The sequence below is a fragment of the Enterobacter sp. JBIWA003 genome, assembly GCF_019968825.1.
Lineage (GTDB): Bacteria > Pseudomonadota > Gammaproteobacteria > Enterobacterales > Enterobacteriaceae > Enterobacter > Enterobacter quasiroggenkampii.
The window spans coordinates 2,440,150-2,452,636 of the sequence record NZ_CP074170.1; the positions used below are offsets into that span (position 1 = coordinate 2,440,150).

Annotated in this window: 15 protein-coding genes; 9 read left to right on the top strand and 6 right to left on the bottom strand. The window is 52.5% G+C overall.

Going from position 1 to position 12,487, the window contains the following annotated elements; translation table 11 throughout:
* Nucleotides 1-169: 169 nt before the first annotated feature.
* Nucleotides 170-1,084: a bestrophin family protein gene (locus KGP25_RS11705; RefSeq protein ID WP_111966668.1), complete on the top strand. Its 915-nt coding sequence runs from the start codon at nt 170-172 to the stop codon at nt 1,082-1,084.
* Here KGP25_RS11705 and KGP25_RS11710 read toward each other — a convergent pair.
* Nucleotides 1,072-1,620 (bottom strand): GNAT family N-acetyltransferase, encoded by a 549-nt coding sequence (locus KGP25_RS11710; RefSeq protein ID WP_047075363.1) that lies wholly within the window; start codon nt 1,618-1,620, stop codon nt 1,072-1,074. The two genes, KGP25_RS11705 and KGP25_RS11710, sit on opposite strands and share 13 nt — an antisense overlap.
* Nucleotides 1,621-1,738: 118 nt before the next feature.
* On the opposite strand from KGP25_RS11710, the gene KGP25_RS11715 reads away from it, so the two are divergent.
* The 6 genes from KGP25_RS11715 (at nt 1,739) to KGP25_RS11740 (ending at nt 7,223) form a co-directional block, all read left to right on the top strand.
* The gene (locus tag KGP25_RS11715; protein ID WP_223540504.1) at nt 1,739-2,209 is read left to right on the top strand and encodes a GNAT family N-acetyltransferase; all 471 of its coding nucleotides are present in this window, start codon (nt 1,739-1,741) and stop codon (nt 2,207-2,209) included.
* Nucleotides 2,210-2,221: 12 nt separating this feature from the next.
* Nucleotides 2,222-2,662 carry a GNAT family N-acetyltransferase gene (locus tag KGP25_RS11720; protein ID WP_223540505.1) on the top strand — a complete coding sequence of 147 codons (441 nt, stop codon included), beginning with the start codon at nt 2,222-2,224 and terminating at the stop codon, nt 2,660-2,662.
* A 154-nt stretch (nt 2,663-2,816) separates the two neighbouring features.
* Entirely contained in the window at nt 2,817-3,812 is a 996-nt protein-coding gene (locus KGP25_RS11725; RefSeq protein WP_196346334.1) for an alpha/beta hydrolase, read from the top strand.
* 44 nt (nt 3,813-3,856) lie between these two features.
* A complete protein-coding gene (locus tag KGP25_RS11730) occupies nt 3,857-4,597 on the top strand; it encodes a response regulator (protein ID WP_223540554.1) in 741 nt (246 codons plus the stop codon).
* A complete protein-coding gene (locus KGP25_RS11735) occupies nt 4,594-5,895 on the top strand; it encodes an ATP-binding protein (RefSeq protein WP_223540507.1) in 1,302 nt (433 codons plus the stop codon). The genes KGP25_RS11730 and KGP25_RS11735 overlap by 4 nt, the downstream gene beginning before the upstream one ends.
* Nucleotides 5,896-6,032: 137 nt before the next feature.
* On the top strand, nt 6,033-7,223 hold the full coding sequence (locus tag KGP25_RS11740) for a cytochrome c biogenesis protein/redoxin (protein ID WP_063621627.1): 1,191 nt from the start codon (nt 6,033-6,035) through the stop codon (nt 7,221-7,223).
* A 5-nt stretch (nt 7,224-7,228) separates the two neighbouring features.
* Here KGP25_RS11740 and tam read toward each other — a convergent pair whose 3' ends face one another.
* A complete protein-coding gene (gene tam, locus KGP25_RS11745) occupies nt 7,229-7,987 on the bottom strand; it encodes a trans-aconitate 2-methyltransferase (RefSeq protein ID WP_063621942.1) in 759 nt (252 codons plus the stop codon).
* 439 nt (nt 7,988-8,426) lie between these two features.
* Between tam and KGP25_RS11750 the strand changes: the two genes are divergently transcribed.
* Entirely contained in the window at nt 8,427-9,065 is a 639-nt protein-coding gene (locus KGP25_RS11750) for an acyl-homoserine-lactone synthase (protein ID WP_048223222.1), read from the top strand.
* A gap of 14 nt (nt 9,066-9,079) precedes the next feature.
* Here the strand turns inward: KGP25_RS11750 and KGP25_RS11755 are convergent, their stop codons facing one another.
* Nucleotides 9,080-9,772 (bottom strand): LuxR family transcriptional regulator, encoded by a 693-nt coding sequence (locus tag KGP25_RS11755; RefSeq protein ID WP_045910553.1) that lies wholly within the window; start codon nt 9,770-9,772, stop codon nt 9,080-9,082.
* 306 nt (nt 9,773-10,078) lie between these two features.
* On the bottom strand, nt 10,079-10,663 hold the full coding sequence (locus tag KGP25_RS11760; protein WP_063621628.1) for an NUDIX domain-containing protein: 585 nt from the start codon (nt 10,661-10,663) through the stop codon (nt 10,079-10,081).
* Nucleotides 10,664-10,749: 86 nt separating this feature from the next.
* On the opposite strand from KGP25_RS11760, the gene KGP25_RS11765 reads away from it, so the two are divergent.
* The gene (locus KGP25_RS11765; protein WP_223540555.1) at nt 10,750-11,523 is read left to right on the top strand and encodes a DeoR/GlpR family DNA-binding transcription regulator; all 774 of its coding nucleotides are present in this window, start codon (nt 10,750-10,752) and stop codon (nt 11,521-11,523) included.
* A 38-nt stretch (nt 11,524-11,561) separates the two neighbouring features.
* Here the strand turns inward: KGP25_RS11765 and KGP25_RS11770 are convergent, their stop codons facing one another.
* A complete protein-coding gene (locus KGP25_RS11770) occupies nt 11,562-11,924 on the bottom strand; it encodes a DUF4406 domain-containing protein (protein WP_048223225.1) in 363 nt (120 codons plus the stop codon).
* A 135-nt stretch (nt 11,925-12,059) separates the two neighbouring features.
* Nucleotides 12,060-12,431 carry a VOC family protein gene (locus KGP25_RS11775; RefSeq protein ID WP_223540509.1) on the bottom strand — a complete coding sequence of 124 codons (372 nt, stop codon included), beginning with the start codon at nt 12,429-12,431 and terminating at the stop codon, nt 12,060-12,062.
* Nucleotides 12,432-12,487: the final 56 nt, after the last annotated feature.

Sequence of the window (12,487 nt, forward strand, 5' to 3'; positions counted from 1 at the left end):
TACGATCTATTTAGTTACAACATACTATTGGCTTTGTTTTAAAAAGCACATGCAGCACTGTGCGGATTTCGCTAATCAGGGGAGAAAATGCAATGTCCCGTTAACAAGCTTGCAACGGTGACGGGGATCTCGTTTAATAGCCTCGCTCTTTTCTTTCCTGAAACTCACTATGATCGTTCGTCCTAAACAGCACTGGCTACAACTGATTTTTGTCTGGCACGGTTCGGTACTGCCTAAGATCTATACCCGATTGCTGCTCAATTTCCTGCTTTCTATTGCCGTTATCCTGATGTTGCCGTGGTATACCTCGCTGGGCATCAAATTTACCGTGGCGCCATTCAGCATTCTCGGCGTGGCGATCGCTATCTTTTTGGGTTTCCGAAACAACGCCTGTTATTCGCGCTACGTTGAGGCTCGCCTGCTCTGGGGGCAGTTGATGATAGCGGCACGCTCGCTGTTTCGCGAGGTAAAAAACACCTTGCCTGACGATAAGCACCTCGGCGAATTCGTGCGACTGCAGATTGCTTTTGCCAACTGCCTGCGGATGACCCTGCGCCGGGAGCTGAACGCAGAGCAACTCTCTCGCTATCTTTCTCCGGATGATTTACGTCAGGTGATGAAGGCCAGTGCGCCCGCGAACCGTATTTTACTGATCATGGGAGAGTGGCTGGCCGTGCGGCGACGTAACGGGCAACTCTCGGACATCCTGTTTCACAGCCTGAACAACCGTCTGAACGATATGTCCATCGTCCTGTCCGGCTGCGAGCGCATTGCGACCACGCCAGTACCGTTTGCCTACACGCTGATTTTGCACCGTACGGTCTATCTGTTCTGCATCATGCTGCCGTTTGCGCTGGTTGTGGATCTGCACTACATGACGCCCTTTGTCTCGGCGCTGATTTCATACACCTTTATCTCGCTGGACACCCTGGCGGAAGAGCTGGAAGACCCGTTTGGCACCGAAGATAACGACCTGCCGCTGGACGCCATCTGCAACATGATGGAACGCGATCTGCTGCAGATGAACGACGAAGAGAATATTCCGGAAAGGCTGGTGCCGGATAAGCACTATCAGCTGACCTGACGGGCGTTCCACTCGTCGCGAGTGATCTCCCACAGCTCGGAGTCCAGCATCCCGCTGACGTAGGCTTTCTTCTCCGTCCTGATAAGCCGCATGCCGCTACTGTCCGAAATACGACGGGAGCGGCTGTTAGCAGCGGCCTTCGGGGCCCGCAAAACGGATTTGTTTAGCGTGTTGAACCAGTAATCCGTCGCGGCAATGCTGGCTTCGCGCATAAATCCCTGACCCTGGAACTCCGGCGCGAGCCAGAACCCGCGGTTGTTATCCTCGACGTCGTACAGGCAAATAATGCCCATCAATTCATCCGGCACCTCACGTCGCCGGATGCTCCAGAACCAGGCAATCCCTTTCGCCATATCCGGCAGCGCCACGTTGTTGACATAGTTTTCCGCGCCGTTATCCGGATAGGGCCAGGGCACGGAAGAGACCATATAGCGGACAATCTCCCAGCGCGGATACAGCGTTTGTATCTGGACGGCATCTTCCGCAACCAGCGGTTTCAGCAGTAAACGTTCTGTCGTGAGCGTCGGTATCGTCATGCGCGGATCTCCCTATTTAGGCGTTATGCTTTTGTTTGCGTTCTGGTATTTTCATCTCAATAGCACTCTATCTCAGCAAGCTCACTTTTCCATCCTACTATCATTTGCAGAGGTCACTATGGCATTGAGACGAGCCCACCCGCAGGAAGCCGAAGTACTCTGGGACATTCGTAACCAGGCGATTCGTCACGGCTGTAAAACCAGTTACGACGCAGAGGTCATTGCGCGCTGGACGCCTGATCTGATGCCCGAACGCTATCGGCAGATGGTCATTGAATACCCTTTTTACGTGGTTGAAGATGAAAAGGGCGATGTTGCGGCAAGCGGCTATCTCGATCTGGATACCCATTGCCTGGAGGCGATTTTCACCTTGCCTGCAGCCTTCGGTAAAGGCATGGCGACCCGGATTATTGAGGCACTCAAACATGAGGCCCGCAGCCGGGGGATAACCCGCCTGACGCTCGATGCGACGCCTAACGCCCAGTCGTTTTATCAGAAGCTTGGGTTTGTTACGCTGAGAGAACATAATCATCATTCGCGTATGGCGGGGGCTGATTTACGCTGTTTTGAAATGGCAATTGACCTGTAATGTGAGGAAAACATGGCAGTTACGGTAAGACCTTTACGCGCAGAGGATTATTCCCAATGGCGACCGCTGTGGGATGGTTACACCCATTTTTATGATTGCTTCCTCGAGGAATCCGTCACCGCAGCGACGTGGGAAAGGGCGCTCTCAGCGCATTCATCGATGTTCTGCCGGGTCGTGGAGAAGGACGAAAAGGTCATCGGTTTCGCAATGTGTGTTCTGCATGAAGGCACCTGGTCAACCGCGCCCATCTGCTACCTGGAAGATCTGTTTGTTGATGCTGCCGAACGCGGGGCGGGAGCCGGTAAGGCGCTCATTGACGCGCTGATTGACGAAGGCAAGCGCGAAGGGTGGTCGAAACTGTACTGGGTCACCCGGGAAAACAACCCGGCGCGTAAACTCTATGACAAATATGGTGAAGCTGACGATTACGTCCGCTATCGTCTCTCCCTCTAAAACTTCAGCAACTTCAGCGCCTGTGTTTGTATCACACTGTATCAGCGTCCCGGATACATACACAGGCTTGCAATAAACCCGCTTTCGCACATATCCGCTATACATTGAGGTGTTGTGATATCCCCGTGAATTGTACTCAACCGGAGATACCAACATGTTCAGCAAACTTGCTTACTCAACCCTCGCACTGACCGTTTCGCTTGGCACCGTGATGTCCTGTCAGGCCGAAGTCACCGGCACAAACGTCGCCGCAGCCTTTGATCATCCTCAGCAAATTAATGCCGGCGATCTGAATGTCGGTTATGTCGACATTGGCCCGAAAGACGGTCAGCCGGTTATTTTACTGCATGGCTGGCCCTACGATATTCACAGCTATGCCGAGGTTGCACCCGCACTGGCGGCAAAAGGGTACCGGGTCATTGTGCCGTCTCTGCGCGGCTACGGTACCACGCGTTTCCTGTCAGCAAACACACCGCGCAACGGCCAGCCCTCGGCGATGGCGAAAGATATCGTTAATCTGATGGATGCCCTGAATATCAGGCAGGCGGTATTTGCCGGATATGACTGGGGCGCCCGGACGGCGGATATCGTCGCGGCGCTGTGGCCTGAGCGCGTAAAATCACTGGTGTCGGTGAGCGGGTATCTCATCAGCAGCCAGCAGATTGGCAAACAGCCGCTGCCGCCAAAAGCAGAGCAGCAGTGGTGGTATCAGTTCTATTTCGCCACCGCGCGCGGTGCTGAAGGCTATGCCAAAAACACGCATGACTTTGCACGCTTAATCTGGTCGCAGGCCTCGCCTGACTGGAAATTTAGCGATGCGGTCTTTAACGCCAGCGCCAAATCCCTCGATAATCCGGACCACGTCGCGGTGACGCTCAGTAATTATCGCTGGCGTTTAGGGCTGGAAAAAGGCGAGCGTAAATACGACCGCTACGAGCAAAAACTGGCCACGCTGCCGAATATCACCGTCCCAACGATCACCATCGAAGGCGGCAACAACGGCGCGCCGCATCCGGCACCGCAGGCCTATGCAGCTAAATTTACCGGCAAATATGAGCACCGCACCTTCGGCGCAGCCGTGGGGCATAACCCGCCTCAGGAAGATCCACAGGATTTCGTCAAGGCAGTTATCGACGCGGATAAGCTGTGAAATGTGCTATTTTCAGTACGTTACCCTTCGGTCTGGAGAGTTCGGTGGAACATATTGACCACATCCTTGTTGTCGATGACGACAGGGATATTCGTGAACTGATTGTCGATTATCTCGTTAAGTCTGGTTATCGCGCGACGGGCGCGGCCAACGGCAAAGAGATGCGTAGCGTACTGGATAAACAGCATATCGACCTGGTGGTGCTGGACGTCATGATGCCTGGCGATGACGGTCTCACGCTATGCCGGCAGCTACGCAGCGGCAAACATAAAGATCTGCCCATCCTGATGCTGACGGCGCGCAATGAGGAGACGGACAGGATCCTGGGTCTGGAGATGGGGGCGGATGACTACGTGGTGAAGCCGTTTGTCGCCCGTGAGCTTCTGGCACGCATCAAAGCGATTTTACGGCGTTTTCGCACAATGCCGCCCAATCTACAGGTGACAGAAGCAGGGCGGCTGGTGATGTTCGGTGAATGGCAGCTCGATACCGTTGCTCGCCACTTAATCGACCCGGAAGGGGTGATTGTGGCACTCAGTGGGGCGGAGTATCGTCTGCTGCGCGTTTTCCTGGACCATCCGCAGCGCGTGCTGACCCGTGACCAATTGCTCAATCTGACGCAGGGGCGTGACGCCGAACTGTTTGAACGTTCTGTCGATCTGCTGGTAAGCCGGGTTCGCCAGCGTCTCAATGAAGATGCCCGCACGCCCGCCTATATCAAAACCGTGCGAAGCGAAGGTTACGTCTTTACGATGCCGGTGACCATCAAAGAGGTTAACGAATGACGCTCTGGCCACGCTCTCTGTTGGCCCGTTTGCTGATCGTCGTACTGTCCGGTTTGCTGCTGGCTAACGCCCTGAGCCTGACGCTGGTCATGACTGAACGCATGCACAGCGCGCGCACGGTGATGCTAGGTAATCTGGAAAACGATGTCGCAACCAGCGTCGCCATTTTAGACCGCTTACCGGCCAGCGAACGCGCCGCCTGGCTGCCTCGACTTGAACGAGGTAACTATCGTTATATTCTGGGCACAGGAGAACCCGGCGCAGCGCCGACGGATAAGCGTTCGCAAGATGCTATCCGAACCTTAAAAGCGACGCTTGCCGCGCATTACCCGCTTAGCTTTACCGCGGTTCCCGGTGCCATTTCGCATATTCAGGCCCATCTTACATTACGCGATGGCGCGCCGCTGACCATTGACCTGATCCCGCGCATGCCGCCCGTCGCCAGCTGGCTCCCGATCGTTCTCGTTTTGCAACTGCTGGTTCTGGCCGTCTGCGCCTGGATCGCCGTGCGGCAGGTGGTACGGCCTTTTTCACACTTTACCCGCGCGGTGGACGCGCTGGATCCGGCGGCCAGCACGCCAATGACGGAAAAGGGACCGCTTGAGGTGCAGCGGGCAGCGCATGCCTTCAACGCCATGCAGGCGCGCATTCAGTCTTATCTCCGGGAACGCGCGCAGATCCTGGCCTCGATTTCCCACGATCTCCAGACGCCCATTACTCGCATGAAGCTGCGTGTCGAAATGGCCCGGGAACCGGAACTACGCGACAAGCTCCTCAATGATCTTGATAGCATGTCTCGTCTGGTGCGGGAGGGTATCGCGTATGCCCGGTCATCAGAATCACTGGAAGAAACGTCGCTGAAGCTGGAGCTGAACGCCTGGGTCAACAGCATCGCCAGCGACTATCAGGACATTGGTAAAAACGTGCAGTTTCAGGCAAGCGAAACCCGCTTGCCCATCGTCACGCGTCCACAGGCGCTTCGTAGAGTGATGACTAACCTGCTGGATAATGCGCTTAAGTTCGGCGGCGGTGCCGTCATTGCCATTGATATTTCGTCTGCCGAAGAGGTGGTGATTCACATTGTGGACGACGGGCCGGGAATACCCGAAGCCGAACTGGAGGCGGTTCTGCAGCCGTTTTATCGGGTTGAAACCTCGCGTAATCGCGATACCGGCGGGACAGGACTCGGCCTGGCGATTGCCGCGCAACTGACCGCACAGTTGGACGGCAAACTCAGGCTGGCGAACCGCGCCGGAGGCGGACTGGATGTCGCCATTACGCTACCGCGTCGTTCGTAAAATTGTACGGCTTTGTATCTCCTGGCCTGGGTGATACAGAGCCAGACAAAAACCGCGCGTTTACACATATCCTGAACACATCAGGACGATGAAATAACCTCACTGCAGTGTCGCAGGACGAGTAATGTGAGGTCATTATGTTTCTGTTAATCGCTTTTCTGGGCGGGATGATAAGCCTGCTCAGCCCATGTACGCTCCCGGTTATTCCACTCCTTTTTGCCGGTTTTCAGGGGCAGCGACGACATATTCTGGCCCTGCTCGCAGGGATGGTCGTGATGTTCACCCTGGTGGCGATGGTCGTCACCGTCGCCAGCGAGTGGATAACAGAGGCGACCATTGTCGGGCGCTGGATCGCGCTCGTCATTCTGGCCACCGCCGCGCTGGCCTTAATTTTCCCGTCTTTCGCCCAGCGTATTGCCGGTCCGGCCGTCAGCGCGGGAAATGTCCTCAACACCCGAAGCGGGCAAACGCGCGGAATGGCATCGGCTTTTCTGGCCGGGCTTGCGGTAGGACTGCTCTGGTCTCCCTGCGCGGGCCCCATCCTGGGAGCGATCTTCAGCATTAACATTGCGGGGCATTCCGCCATTACCACCGGCGCACTGCTGGCTGCCTATGGCAGCGGATGCGCGCTGATGCTGGGATTACTCGTCACTGGAGGCCGCACGCTAATGACCCCGCTGAGAGCAAAATCGGCACTCATGGCGAAGCTGCGTCAGGGGGCGGGGGTGGCGATGTTAGCGGCAGTCGTCCTGAATGCGACGGGGATGACCTCGTTGCTGAAAGGCGTTAACGGCGTCGCAGACCGTCTTGAGACCGCGCTCTTAAACCTGGCAAAACCCACAACCGCGACGGTGAAGCTCCAGCCGGTGGCGATCGCTGAGCCCAGCAGCCAGCTGCCTTCGCTAAGTGGTGGAACAGGATGGATTAACGGTGACCCTGTCACGTCTGAATCCTTGCGAGGGAAGGTTGTTCTGATTGATTTCTGGACCTGGGACTGCATTAATTGCCAGCATACGCTCCCACATGTGCGGGAGTGGGCTACAAAGTATCAATCGCAGGGTCTGGTGGTGATTGGGGTTCACACCCCGGAATACCCCTGGGAAAAACCGCTTTCGTCGGTTAAAAATGCGGTGAAAAAGTGGCAACTGCCGTATCGGGTCGTGACGGATAACAACTATCAAATCTGGAATGCGTTCGGCAACCAGTACTGGCCAGCGCATTACTACTTTGATGCCAAAGGGCAGCTGCGCTATACCGCCTTTGGCGAGGGGGATTATGCGCAGCAGGAAAAGGTTATCCAGCAGTTGCTCAAAGAAGCCCGCCTGTAATCGGATCAGGGCTGGCGTTGAGCCACGATAAACAATCGAGGAAAAGCCAGCAGTATCTGCCCGTTTTCCTGGAGCGGATACTGCTCTTCCAGCAGTTCATGGTAGCGTTTCAGGAAACGTTTCTGTTCGCTCTCATTCAGTTCCTGGAGCCAGGGCCGCAGGCCGGTGGCGCTTACCCAGTCAATAATGGCCTGATGAGAGCTCATTTTGTGATAATAGGTTGTCCGCCAGATATCCACCTCACAGCCAGCCTCCGACAGAATATCGTAATAAGCATGTACGCCCGGCAGAGGTTCGCGGCCCCGGTCTGGGTACTCTTGCTCCAGCGCCACTTCACGCATCGCCACATGAGTGGGTTCCAGCCAGTTGTCGGGCATCTGGATCGCCAGCACGCCATTTAACTTAAGCAGGGAGACAAGATGCGGCAGGAGATCGTAATGGTCCGGAACCCATTGCAGTGACGCGTTGGCATAAATCAGGCTCAGCGGCTGACCAGGCTTGTACTGCCGGATATCGGCCTCAACAAAGTGGCAGTCAGGTAAGGCGGCGCGTGCTTCCTCGAGCATAGCAGGGGAGTTATCAACCCCGGTGATGTGCGCAGAAGGCCAGCGATGCTTCAACAGCGCCGTGCTGTTGCCCGGACCGCAGCCCAGATCGGCGATAGTCGCAGCCTCATCCAGAGGAATTCTGGCGAGCAATTCGGCGGCTGGACGCGTTCTTTCTGCGCCAAATTGCAGGTAAAGAGAAGGGTTCCAGTCGGCCATCATCAATTCTCCGTCTTACATGATTCAGCAAGAATAGCACAGGCAGATGTCTGTAAAGCGGTACCGACGAGGGTTTTGGGCAGATGAAATCAGCAGAGTCAGTAAAACGAAGGGAAGGTAGAAAAAATAAGCAAACAGAAATATTACCCCTTAAAAGATTAAGGGGCAATGTTTTTATTGTAATTATTTTGTGATTATTGTTTTTTAATATTTTATCGGCAAAGTGCTTCTTATGCTCTGTACCCGAAACTTTAAATATTAGATAATCATCGATGGGTATATCCCTGGTGTTTCGTAGGTCTTTGACCTCCTGACCGCTTAGTTTTGCGAGAACTTCGTGGTCAGGTACTTTTTAAGTATAGGGAATATGCGGCACAATGAAAGCTGTCCTTAAAGACAGGTGATAATAGTTTCAGGTGTTATTATCAGGAACAAGAGCATGAATTCTGTCATTGAATTTTTTTTACACGACTACGATGATTTACCACCAGCATTAGCACACGAACTCTACCGACTCAGAAGAAAAACTTTTCGGGACCGACTCGACTGGAAAGTGGAATGCATCGAAGGTATGGAAAAGGATCAGTTTGATTCCCATAACACGACATACTTGCTGGGGATGTATGATGGACAGCTGTTATGCGGCGCGCGATTTATTAACGCAACGCAGCCGACAATGATAAGCGAGATCTTTCACAACTATTTCGATAATCCCATTGTTTTTCCAGCAGATGTTCCCTGTTGTGAAGTGAGTCGCTTATTTTTAGATAAAGAAACACGAGACTCTGCAAGTCTGCAGGGCGTGCCCGCCAGTAAAGCATTGTTTCTTGCAATGAATATTTATTGCCTAAAGAAAAAATATCACGGGATGTACGCAGTAGCCAGTCGTGGTATGTATGCCATATTTCGCCATGCAAACTGGAAAGTTGAAGTAATACAGCGCGGTGTCTCTGAAAAAGGGGAGGTTATTTATTATATTTATATGCCTGCCAGCCCCAGCATTATTGAAGACATTATTAGCAAAGATAAATCCAGTCACTGGCTTCGCGAAATGCTCGAGCATTTACGCCATTTATAACCAGTGGCTGAGGCTCAGTCCTCCAGTAACCGGAGTTCCGTTCCAAGTTTTATTGCGTGTCTGGCATTATTTACACCGAGTTTTTTCATTATATTGCCCATGTGAAATTTAACGGTGCGCTCAGCAATAGACAAAATAACCGCAATTTCTGCGTACGTTTTCCCGGCGCTGACCCATTTAAGGATTTGGCGCTCGCGTGGCGATAAGAAAACATTCTTCTTCTGCTGATGCTGACTATAAAGATTGAGTGTCTTCTGATGTAACTGAACAAGGAAGCGTAGAAATTGCGGTCGATATTTCTCTATGTCAATGCCAGAATGCTTAGGACTGATGACGGATAAGACCACAAGATTATTCAGATAGTCATGCAGAGGAAAGGTCTGTCCCTGGTAAATATCATACTGGACACTTTCGTCGAAAATGCGTGTCAGGTTGTAACCATCCGACAGGACGACGTCACTTTCCCAGAAAAAATCTTCAACACAGCGCAAAGCCCGAATAATGACAGGGTCAATGAACTGATATTTTCTTTCAAGGTAGATATTAAACCACTCGGGGCTATTATTGAGTATCCTCATCTGTGAAGGATCTTTCTTGTTCATAATAGCGTAGGCGAAGACGATCCCTTTGAAATCCTCAAAAAACGCGTCCAGCTCACTCTGAATTTGCGTGTTGATCGTTATGTCGTTGTAATATGTATCCTTCACGTGAGTTGCTGCCTCCTGTTCGAGTGGAGGACCAAGTATAATATGCTTCGTTATCTGTAGCGAGTCGCATTTTAATCCAGACAACCGATAAGACAGGCTACCTCAGCAGGCAGCCTCGTGAACGTTTGGCATTTTTGAATGATAAATGCAGGTGACTCAGGGAATAGTTGATGATTTTATCGAATTTCTAAATCGTTCACTAAATATAGTAGGCTGCAAAATTTAGGAGGTTTTCCGCTTTTCATCCGGGTAGCGCACAAGCGTACCGATTTCATGCGCCTTCAAATCAGGATGTAAACCAGTAGGTTACAGAATACCTTTCAGGGCAACATGATAAAGCAGCATGATGGTTTTACCGTCGACAATCTTGCCCGTTTCAATGCTGCGTAATGCCTCTTCAAACGTCATTTCCAGCACGTCGATATCTTCCCCCTCAGCCTTGATCCCACCGCCTGCGCCGGTTCTGTCATCTGGCTGGTACTCGGCAAGATAAAAATAGAGTTTTTCCGTGACGGAGCCTGGGCTCATATAGGCTTCAAAGATTTTCTGCACGCGAGAAACGTGAAAGCCGGTCTCTTCTTCCGCTTCTGCTTTTATGCGGCTTTCGGGATCCATGTTGTCCAGCAATCCCGCGGCAGCTTCAATTAAATCGTCCTGGTGGCCGTTGATAAAGACAGGGAAGCGGAACTGGCGCGTCAGGATCACCGTCTTTTTCTCACGGTTATAGAGAAGAATCGTCGCGCCGTTGCCACGGTCATAGACTTCCCGATGCTGCCGTTGCCATTCGCCATCACGTCGCTGGAGATCAAAGGTATATTTTTTAAGGATGTACCAGTTGTCTGAGAGAGTTTCACTGTCGATGATGCGCACATCTGCACGTTTTGATTGCACGATTGTTCCTCCTTACGTAGAGTAATGATCATAAACAGCAATATCATGCATGTTCAAGATAAAACATGCAACATCAGGAATTCATGATGCTCACCAGTCAGCGAAAACAATTGATCCTTGAAAAGCTGGGTGCCGAAGGCCAGGTCCAGTCAAAAGCGCTCAGCATTCTCTTTGACGTCTCTGAAGACACCATCCGGCGCGATCTGCGCGAGCTGGCGGCAGAAGGGCGTTTGCAGCGTGTTCATGGCGGCGCGCTGCCGTCATCTTCCGCTATAGCTCCGTTTGCAGAACGGCAATCCGTGAAGATGGATGCAAAAAAAAGGGTGGCCCGGAAAGGAGCACAGCTGATTTCATCAGGCCAGGTGGTGATTGTCGACGGTGGCACGACTACCTCGGAGCTGATTACATTTTTCCCTCCTGACTTACGCATCACCGTGGTGACGCACAGCCCAAGTATTGCTCTGGGGCTCGTTGATCATCCTTCCATTGAGGTGATTTTAATCGGTGGACGCTTGTATAAACACTCGATTGTTGCGGTCGGTGCTGCGGCCATCGAAGGCATAGAGAATATACATGCAGACCTGTTCTTTATGGGAGTGACCGGTATTCATCCCGATGCGGGGCTGACAACCGGTGATTTCGAAGAGGCATGCATCAAACGTGCATTTTCCGGCAGAGCCGCGGAAACGGTCGTTCTGGCGTCTCCGGAAAAGATCAACACCGCGTCGTCGTTTGTGATTGGCGATGTATCTTCAGTGAATACCATCGTCGTTGAAGACGGTACGGATAAGGATTGGATCCGCGCGGTATCGGAAAAGGGGGTATCCGTCGTGCTGACCTCAGATCGTGACCGCCTCTGACAACCAGCCTTTAACGTCAGGCTGGCTGGCGTCCAGGCTTACGCTTCTGGAATGTTCTCAAGCGCGGTATACACGCTGAGACCATATTTTCTGGCTACTTCAATGTCCATATCGGCACCTTTAGACGCACCGGCAATACGATAAATCGCATCGCATTTTGCGATGAGCCGGTGAGCAACGGGGTACAGCATCGCTTCGCTGATTTCATCACCCACCGTTTTTGAGCCAGCGGCTTTTGCCAGCGGCAAAGCAAGCCATTCACCAATGACCGGGATGTGGCCACGCTGGTAAACGGCTAATGCTGCGTTTTCGAGACGCGCCAGATTCTCGTCAATTCGCGCCTGAACACCATCGGTTCCGCTGCGATAGGGACCGGCAATTAAAATCAACTGTTGTGTCATTAATACCTCTGTCAGCGTTATTGCATGAAACTGCACATTTACAGAGGATACCTTACGCCATTACCGGCCTGAAATACAACACTTCGTGCAATATCGTGCACAAAGTCGCATGAGCATTTTGACAAAGGCGTTGTGCTACCGGCTCTCCGGTGCATGGCACACGGTCTCGATGTTATGACCATCAGGTGAGATGACAAAAGCGGCATAATAATTTTCACCGTACGGACGTAATCCCGGCCCGCCGTTATCACGTCCGCCAACGCGCAGCGCGGCGTGGTAAAAATCATCAACCTGCTGACGTGTAGTAGCCACAAACGCCAGGTGCAGAGGCGCAGGTTTATCATTTGTCTGGAAAAGGCAAAGTGAAACGTCGCCAGCGCTCATTTCAACACCGTAATCTGGCGCGCCTTCATCAATGAGTTCCACACCAAGCGGGCGAAGCGCCTCAAGGAAGAAGGTTTTACTTTTTTCATAATCGCTGACGCCGAATTTAACATGGTCAAACATTATCGACTCCTCAAAAGAGATAGAGAAATGAAGAGTATAGAAGGTGAGAGGAGTCG